Origin of the sequence: Variovorax sp. YR566 (genome assembly GCF_051992195.1) — a bacterium.
Classification (GTDB): Bacteria; Pseudomonadota; Gammaproteobacteria; order Burkholderiales; family Burkholderiaceae_C; genus Variovorax.
In genome coordinates, this window is the sequence record NZ_CP197092.1 from 453,174 (window position 1) to 471,349 (window position 18,176).

Below are 18,176 nucleotides of genomic sequence, written 5' to 3' on the forward strand. Positions count from 1 at the left end.
TTTACCCATCGAAACAAGGAAATCTCCATGTCAGTCGTTTCACTGCGCAAAGCCTCGAAGCTGACGGCTCCGGTTCACTTCCAGGGGGTGGTCGCCGCATTGCTGCCGGATGGACGTGTCACCGTCGATGACGAGCAGGGTGCTGTCTGGGTTTGCCGGCGCGCGGCGAGCTGCCTGCTCAAACCGGCCAGCGGTGATACCGTGCTGGTGTCCGGTCCCGACAGCGCGCGAGCCTACCTGATCGCCGTGATCGAGCAGGCCGATGCGTCGTCAAGCTGCATCGAGGCGGCGGGCGACGTCACCTTCGCGTCTACCGGCAACGGCCGGGTGACCATCGCGAGTACTTCGGAGCTCAGGCTTCGCGCGGACAAGCGCTTCGTACTCAAGGCAGAAGAGGGCGAGTGTGACATCGGTGAACTGCGGCTGGTGACACGCTCCGTGCAGGCCGCGGCAGGAAGCGTCCGGCTGGTCGGCAAGGTATTCGAGACCGTGGCCGATCGCATCGTGCAGATGGCGCGTCAGACGCTACGCCTGACGGATGAAGTCGACCAGGTGCGTGCGGGCCACATGGACTACAAGGCCAGCGAGACGGTGCGCATTCATGGCCACCACACGATGGTCACCGGCCAGGAGCTGGTGAAGGTGGACGCGGCTCAGATCCACATGGGTTAAGCGAGGAGGTACCAGATGTTTGCCAATTGTCAGCTCATGGGAATGGACATGGCATTCCCCGACGTCTGCAAGACGCCGGTGCCCATTCCATACCCGAACATGGCTATGGGGCCGATGGCTGTTCCGAATGCTTGGAACATCCTTTTCATGGCGATGCCGGCACACAACATGGCTACGACCACGCCAATCACCCTGGGGGATCAGCCCGGGGCGCTGGGCGGCGTTGTGTCGCAGACGTTCATGCAGCAATCGCGTCATGTGACAGGCGCGTTCACCGTGCTTCTCAAGGGTACGCCGGCCACGCGGGTCACCAGCATCACGACGCAGAACCGTTGCAACATCGTCGGCATGCGCATCGTGCCGAGCCAGTTCAAGGTGCTGATGCTGGCGCCCTGAGGGCGCGTCGATTCAGACCGGCCCTGCCAGCGTCACCTGCTGCGGAAAGCCCACCCACACGGCCAGCGCCGAGTAGTTGTCGCGCGATTCATCAGCCTTGGATTCGGCTGCGCGGCGAATCAGCGCGAGCCATTCTTCCGCGCTGTCGGCCAGCTGCAATGAGCGTTCCATCACCTGCTGCGAGATCAGCTGCCAGAGCCCGTCGGTGCACAGCAGGAAAGCATCGCCATCGGCCAGGCGTTGTGGCGCCGTGATGGTGGCTTCGGCCGTGGCGCGTGCACCCAGCGCGCGGTACAGCAGATTGGTCTTCACCAGGCGCTCGCCGCCGTTCTGGTGGCTTGCGGCCGCATCGCCCGAGCGCTCCGACAGGCTGTGGTCTTCTGTGCGCTGCATCAGCGCGCCGCGGCGGAACCAGTAGAGGCGGCTGTCGCCCACGTGGGCCCAGCAGGCCTGGTTGGTGATGCGGTCGATGAACAGCGACACGAAGGTCGCGCTCATGCGGCTCTGCTCCGTGAGCTCGCGCTGCTTCGCAAGAATGGCGTCGTTGGCCGCCTTCACGCAGCGCTGGATGTTGTCGGCGGCCAGAGACGGGGCGTCGACGAAAGTGTCGAGGGCGGTGTCGACCGCGATGCGCGAGGCCAGCTCGCCGCCTGCGTTGCCGCCGACGCCGTCGCTCACCACGAAGCAGCCGTTGCGCTCGTCGAGGTGGTAGCCGATGGCGTCCTGGTTGCCGCTGCGTTCGCCCACGCAGGAGAACTGCGAGGTCGAGATGGGCACGGCGAAAGAGCGGGTGGCTTCAAGCACGGCGCGCCTCCTTCAGCCGTTCCATTTCCTTGTCGTAGGCCTGCTGGAAGGCACGGCCGAAGACGGCCTGGAAGTCGTCCTCGACGGCCGCGGTCGTTTCGGTGTGCAGCTGCTGGAGCTCTCGCCACAGGCGCGCCTCGCGACCGCCGGGCAGCAGCTTCTCGCCCAGGCTGCCGTCGTGCGGGGTTTCGCGGCTCAGCGCGGCGGGGTCGAAGCGCTTGAGCAGCGTGAGCAGCGCGGCGCGCATGCCGGCGACCATGCCGAGCTGGTGCGACTGCAGGTCGCCGAGCGCGTCGTGCACGGCGGCCTCGGGCGGCAAAAAGCCGGGCATGCGCGCGCCGAACATCTGCATCAGCACGGCGCGGCCGTTGGGCAGGATCTTGAACGGGTTGTTCTCCTCGTCCACGATCATCGTGATTTCGGCGCGCACCTCGCGCTTGAGCATGGCGCGCGAGGACAGCAGTTCGATGGTGCCGTCGGTGAAGGCCCGCATGATGCGGCCCAGGCGCTGCATGGCTTCGATGTCGAGCGGTTGCTGGCCAGCGACTTCGGGCACGCCTGCGCCTTCGAGAAAGGCCTTGAAGAGGGCTTCCGACGAGGACGATGGGGCTGCGGGCTGTTGTGCCACGAGCTGCGCTACTGCTGCGGCGACGGGTGCGGCAGCGGGCTCGGCGGCCACGGGCGGGGCCACGACAGGCGGCGGCTCGGGCGGGCTCTCTGGCACCACCGGCGGTAGTGCGGGAGGAGGCGGAGGCGGCGGAGGTGGTGGCGGCGGAGGTGGTGGTGGAACGGGCGCAGGCGGTGGTGGCGGCGGTGGCGCCTCCACCTTCACAGGTTCGACGGCGGGCACGGGTGCCGGCGCAGGTGCTGGCACCGGCATCGCCACCGGAGTCGGCGGACGGAACTGAGCCGCCACTTCCCGCGTATGGTTCGAATGGCTGTACCCCTGCACGGCTGGTCTGTTGTTCTGCAACAGGTCGAGCGCGGGGTGCGTGTCGCCCGGCAGCATCGGGTCGGTATGCGTCAGCGCGGTGGGGCGCGGATCGGTCAGCGGCGAGTGCGCGCTCTCGTCGGCTGCGAAGAAAGAAAGCGGATCGACGCCGCGCTTGAGCGCCATGTCCGACATGTCGTTGGCCGCGTCGGGGTTCAGCTCCGCGAGCGGATCGACCGGGTTGCGGCGCGCCTGCGACGGCAACTCGAAGGGCTCGTGCGCCATCGGGTCGGGCATCGGCGCGGGCGTGCTGTCGACGCGGCGCGGTGCGTTGGCGAGGATGGCGTCCCAGTCAGCCGCAGAAGGGATCTGTGACGAGGCGAGGGTCGGGCGCACCTTGGGTTGCGGCGCCGGCGGTGGCGCGGACGGCTGCAAAGGGGCAGCGAAGGACTCGCGCGGCGCCGGAGCGAATGCGGGCGGCTGCATCGGTGGCGGCACGGGCGTTGCCTGCCGCGGCGGTGGCATCGCCACCGTGGGTTGCGTGTCGCCGATGGGCAATGCGCCTTCGCCGAACAGATCGGAGAACACGTCGGACGCGCCGGAGGACGGCAGCAGTGCGTCGATGGGGCTCGCCGACATCGGCGCGGCCATTGGCGGCTGCATCGATTGCAGCGGCGGCGGGGGAGGAGGTGGTGGTGGCTGAACCGCAGCCGCTACAGGCGCCGCGCGCTGCGCGCTTGCGGCCTCCAGCACATAGCTTCCGATTGCGACGCGGTCGCCATCGGCCACGCGCGCTTCCTGCTCGTGCGCAAGCGTGTGTCCGTTCACGCTGATCGGCAGCACCGCACTCATGTTGCGCAGTACCGCCACGCCGTCTTCGTCGAAGCGCACGGTGGCCTGCAGGCGCGAGATCTGCCGCTGCTCGTCGGGCAGCACGAGGTGGTTGTCGGGGCTGCGTCCGATCGTTCCGCCGGGCGCGGCGAGCAATGCCGAGGGGCCCACGGTCACCGGCCTGCCGGCATGTTCGATCACTGTCCAACGCATGGCTTCTCCGTGTTCGTCGTCTCGCGCCGCCGCACTGGTGCGGCCGCGATGTTCTTCATCAACGCTTCATTCGCTTGGCGGCCTCGAACGCGGGGCCCCACACCGGATGCTTGCGCTCCGCCACGTTGAGCTCGAAGGTCGGGAACGCATCGAGGATCTTGCGGAACTGGTTGCGGCACTCGGCGATCTGGTTGGCCACGCAGTAGCTGAAGGCCTCGAGCTTCATCGCATCGAGCCGGGTGCCCGGCTCGGCACCTTCGAATACCGACACGCCGCCGCTCTTGAGCGTGCTGACGGCCTTGGCATAGTCGCCTTCGTCATACGCTTGCTGCGCCTTCTCGAGCGTGGTGCGCGCCACTTGCTGGCTCAGTCGTTCGGGTTGCGGCGCGGGCTCTGGCGGCGGTGTGGTCGTGCAACCCGCGACCACGAAAAGAGCGAACGCCAAAGCAGGCAGACATGACTTCAATCTTCTCTCCTACCTTGCAAAAGGAATGCTTGAGATAGTGTGCCGCTGTGTTGCGACATGCACGTTATGCGCCATCGTAAGTGCGCATGACTTCGATAATATAGGCCGCGAACCCTCGGGGAGATTTCAATGCATCGACGAAGCTTGCTACAAGGCGCACTTGCCACCACACCGTTGTTTGCGGGCCTCATCGGCGGATGCGCATCGACAGCCAAGTCCATGCCCACGCCCTATGCCGTCACAGTCAAGATCGACGACGGCGTCAACCCCGACGGACGCGGCCAGGCCGCACCCATCCTCGTGAAGGTCTTCGAACTGAAATCTTCCGGTAACTTCGAAACCGCAGACTACTTTGCACTACAGGATCGCGACCGCGAGACGCTCATGACCGAGCTTGTCAACGCCGACCAGGCCATCATGCGCAGCGGCGAAGAGCGCGTGTTCAAGCGCGAGGCAGGACTCGACTCGCGGGCCATCGGCATCATCGCGGGCTATCGCAAACTCGAGGCCGCGCGCTGGCGCATCGTGTTGCCGTTGAAGGAACCGAAGCAAACCAACCTGTACAAGGTGTGGCAGTTCTCGCCGAGCGAGCAGGCCGTGCACGTTGCCGTGCGCAAGACGGGTATAGAGCTGCTACCAAGTCGTTAATTTCTGGCTTGGGGTGCCGGCTTGCTAGTACGAAAGTGCGAGAAATTCTTGAGCGAAATGCGGTGCAAAACGTAAGACGCGCCGTGTAGCATCAGGAGCAAAACAAGTGGACCGGGAGGCCGCTCCTCAGCGCATCTCCCGCTTCGATGTGAGCACTCCCCAGGAGGTCTTTTGGTGACAGTTCGCAATTCGGGCGCCGCAAAGAATGGCGCCCATCCGCAGGCATTGGCGAATCGTGTGGTGTGGTCCGAAGGGATGTACCTGCGGCCGCAGCATTTCCAGCAAATGGAACGCTATGTCGAGCAATACGTGACCCGGCGCACCGCAGGCCTGCAAGGCGCCTATTGGGGTTGGCTGAGTCTGGAGATCGACCGCGACGCGTATGCGCTGGGCCGTGTGTCGCTGCTCGGAGGCGCGGGCGTGATGCCCGATGGCACGCCGTTCTCGTTCGGCGCTGAAGACGCGCCGCTGCCTTACGAAGTGCCGACCGATCTCACCGACGAGCTCATCGTGCTCGCGCTGCCGCTGCGCAGGCCCGGCAGCGAAGAGGTCATCTTCGCGGAAGACGAAGGCTCGGCCGCGCGCTTCGGCGTGATCGAGCGTGAAGTGAACGACGGCAATGCGGTGGCACTCGGCCCCGCCGTGCTGCAGCTCGCCGCGCCGCGCCTGCGTCTTGCGCGCGCTTCCTCACTCACCGCCGAATGGCAAGCCATTGGCGCGGTGCGCGTGATCGAGCGGCGCACCGACCACAAGCTGGTGGTCGATGCCAACTACATTCCGCCGGTGCTCGACGCTTCTGCGCACGCAATGCTGCGCAGCATGATCGCGGAGCTGCACGGCCTGCTCACGCAGCGCTCCGAGGCATTGGCCTCGCGGCTGTCGCAGCCGGGGCGCGGCGGCGTGAGCGAGGTCTCTGACTTCCTCTTGCTCGAGCTGGTCAACCGCTACCTTGCGCTCACGTGGCATTCGCAGCAGGCGGTGCAGGTGCACCCTGAAAACCTGTTCGTCGACTGGCTCAAGCTGGCCTGCCATCTGGCTACGCACACATCGCCCACGCGCCGTCCGGTGCTGTGGCCGATATACGACCACGATAACCTCAACGAGTGCATCCGCCCGCTGCTCGAAGAGCTGCGGCGTTCGCTGTCGGCAGTGCTCGAGCAGAGCGCGATCGCCATCGAACTCGAAGAGCGCAGCCACGGCGTGCGCGTGGGCCGCATGCCCGACCCGGTACTCGTGCGCAACGCGGGCTTCGTGCTCGCGGTGCATGCCGACCTGCCGGCCGACGCCATTCAACAGCGCTTCCCCACGCAGGTGAAGATCGGCTCGGTCGAGCGCATCCGCGATCTCGTGCAGCTGCAACTGCCCGGCGTGGTGGTGCGGCCGCTGCCGGTGGCGCCGCGGCAGATTCCGTACAACGCGGGCTACCACTATTTCGAACTCGACAAGAGCGGCGACATGTGGCGCCAGCTCGAAAAATCGGGCGGCGTGGCGATGCACCTGGCCGGTGACTTTCCCGGGCTGGCCATGGAGTTCTGGGCCATCCGTCCGTGAGGGACTCTATGAACGGTGTCAACGACATGGCCGTCGGTCCGGGAGGCTTCGTGCCGCCGAATCCCGGCGGCGGCAATGCAATGGGCGACGCAGGCGGCATGCCGAATGCCTCGCGTGGTGGTAGCGGCCTTGGCGCGCAGCCCGACTCCTTCACCGCATGGCACGACGCACGGCGCCCGCATGCGGGCGACACGGCGCTCGCGGGCAACAACCCGCTGGTGGCGGCCGCCAATCCGCTGCTCGACCTGATTCCGCAGATCCGCGCCACCGGCCACCATCCCGCGCCGGCGCAGCTGCGCGAGCACCTTGTCGATGAAGTGCGCCGCTTCGAAACGCGCGCGCAGCAGGCGGGCATTTCGCCCGAAGTGATCATCGGTGCGCGCTACTGCCTGTGCACGGCAGTCGACGAGGCCGCGGCGCTCACGCCGTGGGGCGGCAGCATCTGGTCGTCGCAGAGCCTGCTCGTGATGTTCCACAACGAGACCTGGGGCGGCGAGAAGTTCTTCCAGCTGCTGTCGCGCCTGGTGCAGAACCCGCAGCAGCACCTGCACCTGATCGAGCTCATCTACTTCTGCCTGGCCATGGGTTTCGAGGGGCGCTTTCGCGTCATCGACAACGGCCGCACGCAGCTCGAAACGCTCAAGCAGCGGCTGCTGCAGATCATCCGGCAGACGCGCGGCGAAATCGCCGTGCCGCTGTCGCCGCACTGGCAGGACGCGAGCGCGCCTGTGCGCCGCGCACGCAACTGGCTGCCCGTGTGGGCGGTGGGTGCGGTGGCGGCGGTGCTGCTGCTCGTCGTGTTCGCGCTGCTCACCTTCAACCTCGCTGGCCATTCCGACGGTGCTTTCGCGGCCGTCAACGCGGTACGTCTGCCGCAGACCGCACGCGCCGTGGTCATGCCAGCGCCAACGCCGCGCCTGCAGCGCTTTCTCGAGCCAGAGATCCGCGACGGCCTGCTGACCGTGCGCGACGAGGCCGACCGCAGCGTGGTGGTGCTGCGCGGCGACGGCCTGTTCGCCTCGGGCTCCGACCGCGTGCTCGACCGCTATGCGCCGGTGCTCGCGCGCGTGGCCGATGCGCTCAACGCCGTGGACGGCAACGTGCTGGTCAGCGGCTTCAGTGACGACCAGCCGATCCGCAGCGTGCGCTTTCCCTCCAACTGGCAACTCTCGCAGGCCCGCGCCGACGCGGTGAAGAAAATGATCGCCACGCGCCTTGCGCGCCCCGAACGCCTGCGCGCCGAAGGCCGCGGCGATGCCGACCCGCTCGTGCCCAACGACTCCGCGGCCAACCGCGCGCGCAACCGGCGCGTCGAGGTGACGCTGCTGGTGGCGCCCGTGGCCGGCGTGCCCGCCAACTCCGCGCCACTTGCCGCTCCAGCAGCACCGCAGCCCGGAGGCACCCGCTGATGCTGCGCGCCATCTTCCGTTTTCTCATCAGCCGCGATCTGTGGGTCTTCCTGGGCCTGGTCGCGCTCGCTTTCCTGATCTGGATCATCGGCCCGGCCATCGCGGTGGGCCGCTACCGCCCGCTCGAAGACGAGATCGTGCGCATCGTGGTCATCGCGCTGATGTTCGCGATCTGGATCGCGCGCGTCATCTACCGCAAGTGGCGCGAGCGCCGGCTCAATGCGCAGCTGCTCAACCAGCTGCGCACCCCTTCCAAGAAAGAGAAGGAAGCCAAGCCCGAGGACGCGCCCGAGATCAAGGAGCTGCAAAGCGGCTTCACCGATGCCACGGCCATCCTGAAGAACATGCGCTTCGGCGAAGGGGCCGACGGCAAGTCCGGTGGGCGCTTCTCGCTGTTCGACCGGCAGTACCTGTACCAGCTGCCCTGGTACATCTTCATCGGTGCGCCGGGCTCGGGCAAGACCACAGCGCTGGTGAATTCCGACCTCGACTTTCCGCTGGCCGACCAGCTCGGCAAGGCCGCCGTGCGCGGCATCGGCGGCACGCGCAACTGCGACTGGTGGTTCACCAACGAAGCGGTGCTGATCGACACAGCCGGCCGCTACACCACGCACGAGAGCAACCGCGAGACCGACGAGGGCGAGTGGAAGGGCTTCATCGATCTGCTGAAGAAGTTCCGTCCGCGCCAGCCGATCAACGGCGCGATCCTCACCATCAGCATTGCCGACCTGCCGCTGGCCGACGACGCGCAGCGCGCGCGCCATGCGATGGCGCTGCGCAAGCGGCTGCTGGAGCTGCGCAACGACCTGGGCATCGACTTCCCGGTGTACGTGCTGGTCACCAAGACCGACCTGCTGGCCGGCTTCAACGAGTACTTCGGCTCGCTGGGCCGAGCTGAGCGGCAACAGGTGTGGGGCTTCACCTTCCCGATCCAGGGCAACCCGGCGAACAAGGCCGGCAAGGGCGCGGCACCCGTGGGCAGCGGCGACCTGCGCGAGCGCTTCCACCAGGAATACAAGCTGCTGCACCAGCGCCTGGACGAGCGCCTGCCCGAGCTGCTGGCGGCCGAGTCCGACCCGATGCGCCGCGCGCAGGCCTACCTGCTGCCGCAGCAGTTCGCGAGCTTCGAGGACATCCTCGGCACCTTCCTGGCCGACGTGTTCAACCCGTCGAAGTTCGAGGCCGCGTCGATGCTGCGCGGTGTGTACTTCACCAGCGGCACGCAGGAAGGCACGGCCTTCGACCGCGTGATGGGCGCCATCAAGCGCTACCTGCAGGTCAACGCGCCGCCGGCGCCGCCGCCGGGCCCGGGCAAGAGCTACTTCCTGAAAGAACTGCTGCAGCAGGTGATCTTCCGCGACGCTGGCGTGGCCGGCACCAACCTGCGCTGGTACCGGCGCAAGCGGGCCATCGACATCGCGGGCTACAGCGCCATCGGCGTGCTGCTGGTGCTGTTCCTGGGTGCCTGCGTGAACAGCTGGCGCAACAACAAAGACTACGTGGCCGAGGTCGACACAAACGCCAAGGCCTTCAACAAGGCAGCCGCGCGCGGCGAGCTACCCACGGTGGTCGATTCGAGTGGCGACATCGCCAGCTCGCTGCTTATCCTCGACAAGCTGCGCGACCTGCCGAAGTCCAGCCACTTCGACATCGGCGATCCGCCCACGTCCTACCGCTTCGGCCTCTACCAGGGCGAGAAGCTGCAGGCCGCAACTGATGGCGTGTACCAGCGCGCGCTGGAGACGGTGCTGCTGCCGCAGGCCGCGCAGCGCGTCGAGCAGTCGCTGCGCGACGCCGCGAAGATCGACGCCGAATACAGCTACGAGGCGCTCAAGGCGTATCTCATGCTGTATGACGCAGAGCGCTACGACGCCGACTTCCTGCAGGCCTGGCTGCTCGCCGACGTGGACCGCAAGATCGGCGCCTCGCTCACGCGCGAGCAGCGTGCGAACCTCGAGTCGCACCTGAAAGCGCTGTTCGTGGGCCGCGTGCTGACCTCGCCGTTCGCAAAGGACGACCGGCTCATCACGCAGACGCGCGAGCGCCTGGCCGGCGTGCCGCTGGCGCAGCGCTCGTATGCGCGGCTGCGCCGCATCCTGCTGCAGACCAGCCAGCCCAATGCCTTCACCATCGCCGAGGCGGGCGGGGCCGAATCGGCGCTGGTCATCCGCCGTGCGAGCGGCAAGCCGCTGACCGACGGCATTCCCACGCTGTTCACCTACCGCGGCTACTGGGACATCTTCGACAAGCGCATCGCCGAGACCACGCTGTCGCTCGAGCAGGAAGACCGCTGGGTGCTGCAGATCCGCGCGCCCGGCATCACCGACATCACCTCGCGCGAGTTGCTGCTGCGCGAAGTGCGCCGGCTCTACCTCACCGACTACATCAAGGTGTGGGACGACTACCTCGTCGACATCCGCCTGGCCGACAGCCGCTCGCTGCTGCAGAGCATCCAGATGACGCGCGTGCTCTCGACCGCGGAGTCGCCGATGTCGCGGCTCATCCGCGGCGCGGCGCGCGAGACCGACCTGCTGCGCAACCACGACGAGGCCGCGCGCAGCCTGCTCGACCAGGCGCAGAACCGCGTGCAGAGCACGCGCGAGCGCATCGAACAGCTCATCGGCCAGCCCGACGGCAGCCAGCGCCGCAACACGCGGGTAGACCGCCCCGAGTCGCTGGTGGACAACCACTTCGAGCCGCTGCGCCGCATGGTGACCGCGCCCAAGCAGGGCGGGCAGGCCCCCATCGACGCGACGGCCGCGCTCATCAACGAACTCTACAACTACCTCACCGCCACCGACACCGCGCTGCGCAGCGGCAACATTCCGCCGACCAGCGATTCGGTCACCAAGGTGCAGGCCGAGGCCGGGCGCCTGCCGGTGCCGTTCCAGGGCATGCTGAACGACCTGTCGGCCACTGCGTCGTCGAAGGCGGCGGCGGTAACGCGGCAGAACATCGGGCAGAGCGCGGCGGCGAGCATCGGCTCGTTCTGCAACCAGGCGATCGCGGGGCGCTATCCGTTCACGCGTGGATCGAACCGCGACGTGGCCTCGGGCGACTTCGCGCAACTGTTCGCGCCGGGCGGGATGATGGACGACTTCTTCCAGAAGAACCTCGTCACGCAGGTCGACACCTCGGTCAACCCGTGGGCCTTCAAGCGCGGCGTGGACGGCAGCGCGGCCGGCCGCTCGGCGTACCTCGATTCGTTCCAGAAGGCGCAGGCCATCCGCGACGTGTTCTTCTCGGGCATGGCGGGCGGACGCACGCCCTCGTTCACCATCGACATCCGGCCCGAGGACATGGACGCGGCGCTCACGCAGTTCACGCTCGACGTCGACGGGCAGACGGTGCGCTACGCGCACGGTCCGCAGGCGCCCAGCACCATCAAGTGGCCCGGCCCGCGCAACAGCAACCAGGTGCGCCTGCAGGTGACCACCGCCAACGGCACGCCGGCCGGCGGTATCGTGACCGAAGGGCCGTGGGCGCTGCACCGGTTGTTCGACAAGGCCTCGATCTCCGCGGGCAGCTCGCCCGAATCGTTCAACGCCAGCTTCGACCTGCAGGGCAGGAAGGTCGTGCTCGCGGTGACGGCCAACAGCGTCTACAACCCGCTGCGCCTGCCGCAGATGAACGGCTTCTCCTGCCCGGGGAAATCCTGAAATGAACAGCAGCATTCCTCCTCAGGCCTGGGTGCCAGTCGACGAACAGATCGGCTGGTACGGCAAGCTGCCGGCAGCCGGCGACTTTCTCTACCGCCGCATGCCGCGCGAACTGCAGGCGTGGTGGGACCGCTGGATGCAGAACGGCCTGGGCAGCTTCAAGCGCTGGCCCGATGCGATGACGCGGCACTACGCCGTTGCGCCGGTATGGAACTTCGCGATTCCCGCCACGCAGGGCGTGGACGCCGTGCAGTTCGGCTGCATTGCGCCGAGCTGCGACCGCGTGGGTCGCTACTACCCCGTGTGCATCACGCTGCAGGTGGCCGCGCAGAACTACCGCCCATCGGTGCTCGAAGGCTCGGCCGCGTGGTACCGGCAGTGCGGCACCGCGCTGCTGCAGGCCATCCGCCACGGCGTGGCGCCCGACCAGTTCGACAGCCAGGTGCTGGCCGCGGGCCGTGCCGGCTTCCAGACCGCCAGCGGCGGCTCGGACGACATCCTCTCGATCCTCGGGCCTACAGCCGGTGGCGCGAGTGCCCAGCAGCCCCTGGGCTGGCCAGAGCTTCCACTGTGCTTCGACCCTTTCGGCAGCACCAGCTACTGGTGGACCAATCAAGCCGACGGATCGCCGTTGCGGACCGCTGCCCACGGCGGCGGCCTCAACACACCGCTGTTTTCCAAGTTGTTTTCGCAGGGGCATGTGCCATGGGCATGAAGAAGAGCCAGACCGGCCATAGGGGCCACAGCAGTCCCGCAGGAGGAGAAGCATGACGACGACGCACGGCATCGGAAGCCCGCCGGCCGAGACGGATGACGAACGGCCGCACCCGCTGGGCGTGAACCACCGGCTGGCCGAATTCGAGCTGCTGGAGGTGATTGGCGAAGGCGGCTTCGGCATCGTCTACCGCGCCTACGACCACTCGCTGCAGCGCGAGGTGGCCATCAAGGAATACATGCCTTCGATGCTCGCGCGCCGCGTGGGCGACAACAGCGTGCATGTGCGCTCCGAGCGGCTCACGGCCACCTTCCAGGCGGGCCTGCGCAGCTTCATCAACGAGGCGCGCACGCTCGCGCAGTTCAGCCATCCGGCGCTGGTGCGCGTGCATCGCTTCTGGGAGGCCAACTCCACCGCCTACATGGCGATCCAGCTCTACAAGGGCCGCACGCTGCGCCGCCTGGCCGAAGACGAGCCGGGCAGGATCACCGAGCCCTGGCTGCTCGGCATGCTGGGGCCGCTGCTGGGCGCGCTGGAGACGCTGCACCGCAGCCAGTGCTTCCACCGCGACATCGCGCCCGACAACATCTTCATCCAGCAGGACGACCTGCCGGTGCTGCTCGACTTCGGCGCGGCGCGCAAGTCGATCGCCGACCTCGTCGACGAAGTGGCGGTGATGGTGAAGTCGGGCTACTCGCCCATCGAGCAATACGCCGACGACAACACGCTGCTGCAGGGCGCGTGGACCGACATGTATGCGCTGGGGGCAGTGCTGTACCGCGCGGTCACGGGCCATCCGCCGCCTTCGGCCGTGGTGCGCAGCGTGCAGGACGCCTACGTGCCCCTGTCGTCGATGGGCCGCGACGACCTGAGCCAGAGCTTCTGCGCCGCGGTCGACCACACGCTGGCCGTGCACAGCAAGGACCGCACGCAGACCGTGGCCGCCTTCGCGGCCGAGCTGGGGCTTGTGAAGCTCGGCGACATCTACGTGAGCGGCATGAGCGCCCCGACGGTGATCATTCCCGCGGCGCCCGTTTCGGCGACGCCGCCACCTCCGCCGCTGGTGCCGCAGCAGTTCTCGCCGATGTCGGCACCGGTGCCGTTGGAGCCGATGCCGGTGGCAGCGCCGGAGCAGCCGAGGGCAGCGCCTACGCCAGTGCCGGCGCCCGCACCGCGCGTCGCACCGCAGGACCGCAGCAAGGCGCAAGGGCACAAAGCCGCAGCACCAACCGCGCAGAAGAACAAGCTCAAGCGCCCGCCGTGGGGCATGGTGGGCGCGCTGCTGATCGCGCTAGTGGCCGTGGGCAGCTGGATCGGCCTGCGCCTGACCTCGGGCATGCAGCCGCAGGAGACCAAGACCGCGATGGTGCCGGTGCCGCCTCCGGCCGCGCCGATGTCGAGCAACACCGCGCCGCCGGCGGCAATGCCGCCGGCCACCACCACCGATGGCGTGCCGGCCGCGCCTGGAACGCCTGCGGCCGGCGGTAGTGCAGCAGCGCCGCTGCCCGCTGCACCGGCCAGTGCGCCCGCCGCGACGGCCACGGCGCCGCTGACACCGCTGGAGAACGTGCCGGTCGGCCCACCGGCCGCGCCGCCCGAATCCGCGCTGGCCACCGCCGAAGCCGAAGACTGGAACCTCGCGCAGACCGAGAACACGCGCGAAGGCTACGAGGCTTACCTGCGCCGCTACCGCCGCGGCGTGCATGCGCGCGAGGCGCGCAATGCAATCGCCGAAATCAACCGGCTCTCGCCGCCGTCAGTGCCCGTCGCGCCCGGCACGTTGCCGCCGGGCACCACGACGACGACCGTGGCGGGTGCCACACCCGCCGGCACGCCGGGCGCACCTGCTGCCGCTCCCGCCACGCCTGCAGCCTCGCCCGGCATGGGCCGGGTGGTGTTCAACGTCCGCCCCTGGGGCCAGGTGTTCGTCGACGGCGCGGACCGCGGCGTGAGCCCGCCGCTCAAGTCGCTGTCGCTGCGCCCGGGCATCTACAACATCGAAGTGCGCAACGGCGATCTCGAGGTGTTCCGGCAGCGCGTGACGGTGCAGGACAGCAAGTCGGCGCCTGTGGTGAGCCACGAGTTCAAGTAGTACGGTCTGCGCCGCGGCTGGGCTCCTGCGTTCATTTGGCGCCGCGCAGTGCCCTGCGGTACTGCACCGCCTCCGCCACATGCGCCGCTTGCACCGCATCCGCCCCCGCCAGATCGGCGATCGTGCGCGCCACCTTGAGTGCGCGGTGCGTGCTGCGCGCCGACCAGCCGAGCTTGTTCGCCGCGTTGAACATGAACTTGCGCGCCGCGTCGTCGAGCACGGCATGCCGGTCGATGGCAGCGCCTTGCAGCGATTGATTGGCGTGGCCTTGCCGCCGTATCGCACGCTCGCGCGCATCGACCACGCGGGTGCGGATGCTGTCGGTCGATTCACCGGGCGGCGCTTCGAGCAGCAACTGCGCCGACACCGCTGGCACTTCGATGTGCAAGTCGATGCGGTCCAGCAGCGGGCCGCTGAGCTTGCCCTGTGTGTGGCTCCAAAGTTATTGAATGGCAGATTCCATAGAAATCAACAAGTTATGCAACAACTCCGACATTGCACTTGGCGTGTTGGAACCGTAGTTGTTGAGAAAATCCCATCCGGGAGTCGCATTTAATGGGTGGTCGATTTCAGCGCAACGTTACGGGGCGTTGGTCTCCAGAGACGTAGTCCATCTCTGTTGAATTCCGCTGATCTCTGATCCTAGGGGGGTGCGGATAAAAACTTGGACTGGTTTTATGTCGAGAGTCCGAGACTTTGTCGGTATTCGATGGGGCTGCGAGAGCCAAGGGAGATCTTGATCCGCTTCTCGTTGTACCAACGGATGTAGGAATCAACTACCTCGATGAACTGCTCAATGGTCGTGGCCTTCCAGTCCCGAGGGTAGAACATTTCCGTTTTGAGCCGGCCGAAGAAGCCTTCGCACGCCGCGTTGTCAGGCGAGCACCCTTTGCGGGACATCGAGCGGATGAGCTTCGCTTCTCCGATACGCGACAGCCAGCCTGGCCAGCGATAGTGGGCGCCGCGATCTGAGTGGACAACGGGCCGGTCGTTGGTATCGACCACCGTCTCGATGGCTGCGTCCAGCATCGTGTTGACGAGCTCAGCGTCTGGATGCGTCCCAATGGACCAGCTGATGACCAGGCCATCGAAGCAGTCGATGACGGGCGAGAGATACACCTTGCCGGCCGGGATCTGGAACTCGGTGATGTCGGTGAGCCACTTCTCATTCGGCGCTGCGGCGTGGAAGTCGCGATTGATGAGGTTCTCGGGCGCTGGACTGATCTCCCCCAGATAGGAGCCGTACCGACGCCGCTTCGGCTTGGAGACGACCAGGCTCTCCTGTTTCATCAACCGCTGCACAACCTTCTCAGAGATGGTGACGCACTGCCTTGTCAGCGAAGCCTGCAGCCTGCGGTAGCCGTAGCAGCGGTGATTCATCTCGAAGATATCGGTAATGCTGCGACGCACAGCGAGGTATTTGTCTGCCACCTTCACACGGGCTCGATGGTAGAAGTACGAACTGCGCGCCAGATCCAACTGAGCAAGGAGCTCTGGCAGGGCATAGAGCTCTTTGAGGGCGTCAACCACCAATGTCTTCTCCCGGTTGGTCAGGAGTTGCAGATCGACGCCCAGGCCTTTTTTTACTATTTCATTGGCCTTCTTCAAAAGGTCGCGCTCGAGTTGCAGATGCCGGATGTCACGCTGCAGCGATTCGAGTTGTCGCTCCAGCTCTGCCAGTTCTGGTACTGGCGGTGAGTTGTTCTTGCGTTTCATGGATGCGGCAGCCTCCGGGCCGAGTAGCTGGTTTTTCCAGTTGTACAGCGTTGGCCTGCACACGCCCAGCCTTTCAGCCACCGCCTGCGCATTTTCTTGTCGACTGCAAAGCCCGATGACTCCGGCCTGCTTCAACGCCTCGGGATACCTTGGGCGAGCAGCCCTCCCAACCATGGCTTTCCTGGCCTCAGGCAGCGCCTCGCGAACCCATGCGGTCAACGTCCCACGACCCGGATAGCCCAAGGCTCTCATCGTTGCGGCAATGCAGCGATCGTGAGTGATGTAGTGCTCGACAGCCGCCTCCTTCTGCGCCTGCGAGTACTTGGGGACTCGGCCCGCATAGCCCACAGGCAAATCGAGCCGCTGCTCGTATTCGCGGTGCCAGCCCTTCAGGGCATTCTTGGTTGGATAACCCAGCTGACGAATGGTCGCCCTGACGCGTTTGCCGAGCTTGATATACAGCTCGACCGCTCGAATCCTGTCTTCGTATGAATACATGAACTACCTCCTGGTAGTCCAAGTTTTTGTCCGCATCCCCTTACTGATCTAACTGGGTCAGTTTTCGGCGGCAATCAACAGCAAATGACCCGGGCTTGGCCATTGGCACGGCAAAAGAGCTTGTCGAGACATGCTGCAAGACCATTCTGACGGAGCGCGGCATCGTGTTCTCCAAGAATGCAGACATTCCTGAGCTGGTCAAGCTGACGGCGAAGGAACTTGACTTGACGCCAGCCGATATTCCTGACGCAGCGAGGGCTAGCGACACCATCAAACGGCTGCTCAGCAACTTGGGAGCTATCACCCAAGGTGTGGCCGAACTGCGCAACCACTACGGCACTGGACACGGTAAAGCGTCCGGCTCGAAAGGGTTGCAGGCTCGACATGCCAAGCTGGCTGTCGGCGCCGCCTCAACGCTCGCGGTATTCCTTGCGGAGCGCGGGCCCTGACTGCTCGGGTTAATGCGTACGAACCGACATCAGGCACTGGGTCTGCGAGCCAGATGAGATGCTTCAAGACCGCTCCTTGGCGGCCCGCAGATGTCGCTGCACATCGACTTCGCGACCTCGGCACATCGCGCCAAGTCTGCCTCAACAGCTACCATCGACTGGAAAAGTGAGGTGAAGTCTGTTGACAGATCGCCGACGTAACGCCGAAGAAAGGGGAAAGGATGCATAAGGCTGATCTATGCGCACTGACGCTTGACCAAGCCGAGCACTGCGAATCATCTCCTTCGATCAAGCGACGGGGCAAAAGAGCTTCAGAGCATGTCAGACGCAGGCGTTCATTTGATGCCAGGTAGTAATTTCTGGTGCTTTCATCTTGGCCCTGCGACGATTAAAGTCGAATGATAAAGGGGAGAATGACGCAATAGGTGTTTGACCGAGGCGTAGAGTTATTTCGAGCCGATTTCTCCCTCGATGTAGCGGCAGCAGTCGCTTTTGAACCAATCTTCGGAAATTTCAGGGAGGAAATCACCATGGCAGTGGACATGTTCATGCGCGTTGAAGGCGCAAACGGCGAATCGAAGGACTCGAACCACAAGGAGTGGACCGACATCAAGTCGTTCGCATGGGGCGCAACGCAACCCGGCAACATGGTCAGCGGCGGTGGTGGTGGCGTTGGCAAGGCGAGCTTCAATGACCTGCAGGTGCTTGCACGCATCGACAAGGCAGCGCCTTCCGTCCTGAAGAACTGCGCGAGCGGCAAGCACCTGGCGAAGATCGAAGTGTCGGTCTGCAAGGCCGGCGGCGCGCAGATCGAATACACGCGCGTCACGCTCGAAGAAGTGCTGGTCACCTCGGTGCAGTACACGGCCGAGCAGGGTTCGGACGCCGTGTTCGTGCAGTACGCCTTCCAGGCCGCGAAGGTCAAGCAGCAGTACTGGGAACAGACCGACAAGGGCGGCAAGGGCGCCGAGACGGTGCTGGGCTGGAACATCAAGGAAAACAAAGAGGCCTGATCCCTCTTTGTATGTGAAGCGGAAGCGGAGTGCTTCCGCTTCGTCGAGTCGCAAGGTCCGGCTCGCTGCTTTGATTTTCGTGCGTTGATTCGATTTCCAGGGAGAGTGTCATG

Annotated in this window: 14 protein-coding genes and 1 pseudogene; 10 read left to right on the forward strand and 5 right to left on the reverse strand. The window is 66.0% G+C overall.

The window, feature by feature from the left end; genetic code table 11:
• Nucleotides 1–27: 27 nt before the first annotated feature.
• Entirely contained in the window at nucleotides 28–672 is a 645-nt protein-coding gene (locus ACTG4X_RS02195; RefSeq protein ID WP_093058953.1) for a DUF3540 domain-containing protein, read from the forward strand.
• 15 nt (nucleotides 673–687) lie between these two features.
• On the forward strand, nucleotides 688–1,068 hold the full coding sequence (locus ACTG4X_RS02200; protein WP_093058952.1) for a DUF4150 domain-containing protein: 381 nt from the start codon (nucleotides 688–690) through the stop codon (nucleotides 1,066–1,068).
• A gap of 12 nt (nucleotides 1,069–1,080) precedes the next feature.
• Here ACTG4X_RS02200 and ACTG4X_RS02205 read toward each other — a convergent pair whose 3' ends face one another.
• From ACTG4X_RS02205 to ACTG4X_RS02215, 3 genes are read right to left on the reverse strand one after another with little or no spacing between them, the layout of a single operon-like run.
• Nucleotides 1,081–1,872 (reverse strand): PP2C family protein-serine/threonine phosphatase, encoded by a 792-nt coding sequence (locus ACTG4X_RS02205; protein ID WP_093058951.1) that lies wholly within the window; start codon nucleotides 1,870–1,872, stop codon nucleotides 1,081–1,083.
• Nucleotides 1,865–3,847, reverse strand: a complete 1,983-nt coding sequence (gene tagH, locus ACTG4X_RS02210) for a type VI secretion system-associated FHA domain protein TagH (protein ID WP_440533150.1) — start codon at nucleotides 3,845–3,847, stop codon at nucleotides 1,865–1,867. Before tagH ends, ACTG4X_RS02205 begins: the two co-directional genes overlap by 8 nt.
• Nucleotides 3,848–3,905: 58 nt before the next feature.
• Nucleotides 3,906–4,292, reverse strand: coding sequence for a TssQ family T6SS-associated lipoprotein (locus tag ACTG4X_RS02215; RefSeq protein WP_256217027.1), 387 nt, complete (start codon nucleotides 4,290–4,292; stop codon nucleotides 3,906–3,908).
• Between the two features lie 240 nt (nucleotides 4,293–4,532).
• Between ACTG4X_RS02215 and tssJ the strand changes: the two genes are divergently transcribed.
• From tssJ to ACTG4X_RS02245, 6 genes are all read left to right on the forward strand, one after another.
• Nucleotides 4,533–4,961 (forward strand): type VI secretion system lipoprotein TssJ, encoded by a 429-nt coding sequence (gene tssJ / locus ACTG4X_RS02220; RefSeq protein ID WP_426391071.1) that lies wholly within the window; start codon nucleotides 4,533–4,535, stop codon nucleotides 4,959–4,961.
• A 255-nt stretch (nucleotides 4,962–5,216) separates the two neighbouring features.
• Complete coding sequence (gene tssK / locus ACTG4X_RS02225; protein ID WP_256217028.1) at nucleotides 5,217–6,512, forward strand: type VI secretion system baseplate subunit TssK; 1,296 nt, start codon at nucleotides 5,217–5,219, stop codon at nucleotides 6,510–6,512.
• Between the two features lie 8 nt (nucleotides 6,513–6,520).
• Nucleotides 6,521–7,921, forward strand: a complete 1,401-nt coding sequence (locus ACTG4X_RS02230) for a DotU family type VI secretion system protein (RefSeq protein WP_440533151.1) — start codon at nucleotides 6,521–6,523, stop codon at nucleotides 7,919–7,921.
• Nucleotides 7,921–11,580 (forward strand): type VI secretion system membrane subunit TssM, encoded by a 3,660-nt coding sequence (gene tssM / locus ACTG4X_RS02235; RefSeq protein WP_097197411.1) that lies wholly within the window; start codon nucleotides 7,921–7,923, stop codon nucleotides 11,578–11,580. The genes ACTG4X_RS02230 and tssM overlap by 1 nt, the downstream gene beginning before the upstream one ends.
• Nucleotide 11,581: 1 nt before the next feature.
• A complete protein-coding gene (gene tagF, locus ACTG4X_RS02240; RefSeq protein WP_093058945.1) occupies nucleotides 11,582–12,295 on the forward strand; it encodes a type VI secretion system-associated protein TagF in 714 nt (237 codons plus the stop codon).
• 52 nt (nucleotides 12,296–12,347) lie between these two features.
• Entirely contained in the window at nucleotides 12,348–14,387 is a 2,040-nt protein-coding gene (locus tag ACTG4X_RS02245) for a serine/threonine-protein kinase (protein WP_440533152.1), read from the forward strand.
• Nucleotides 14,388–14,418: 31 nt separating this feature from the next.
• On the opposite strand, the pseudogene ACTG4X_RS02250 reads toward ACTG4X_RS02245, so the two are convergent.
• Together ACTG4X_RS02250 and ACTG4X_RS02255 are read right to left on the reverse strand one after the other, a co-directional pair.
• A pseudogene (locus ACTG4X_RS02250) lies at nucleotides 14,419–14,823 on the reverse strand (ATP-binding protein); the annotation flags it as partial.
• A 239-nt stretch (nucleotides 14,824–15,062) separates the two neighbouring features.
• On the reverse strand, nucleotides 15,063–16,601 hold the full coding sequence (locus ACTG4X_RS02255) for an IS3 family transposase (protein WP_097197408.1): 1,539 nt from the start codon (nucleotides 16,599–16,601) through the stop codon (nucleotides 15,063–15,065).
• Nucleotides 16,602–16,696: 95 nt separating this feature from the next.
• Between ACTG4X_RS02255 and ACTG4X_RS02260 the strand changes: the two genes are divergently transcribed.
• Nucleotides 16,697–17,050, forward strand: a complete 354-nt coding sequence (locus ACTG4X_RS02260; RefSeq protein WP_440533153.1) for an abortive infection family protein — start codon at nucleotides 16,697–16,699, stop codon at nucleotides 17,048–17,050.
• A 530-nt stretch (nucleotides 17,051–17,580) separates the two neighbouring features.
• Complete coding sequence (locus ACTG4X_RS02265; RefSeq protein WP_097197407.1) at nucleotides 17,581–18,063, forward strand: Hcp family type VI secretion system effector; 483 nt, start codon at nucleotides 17,581–17,583, stop codon at nucleotides 18,061–18,063.
• The last annotated feature ends 113 nt before the right edge of the window (nucleotides 18,064–18,176 follow it).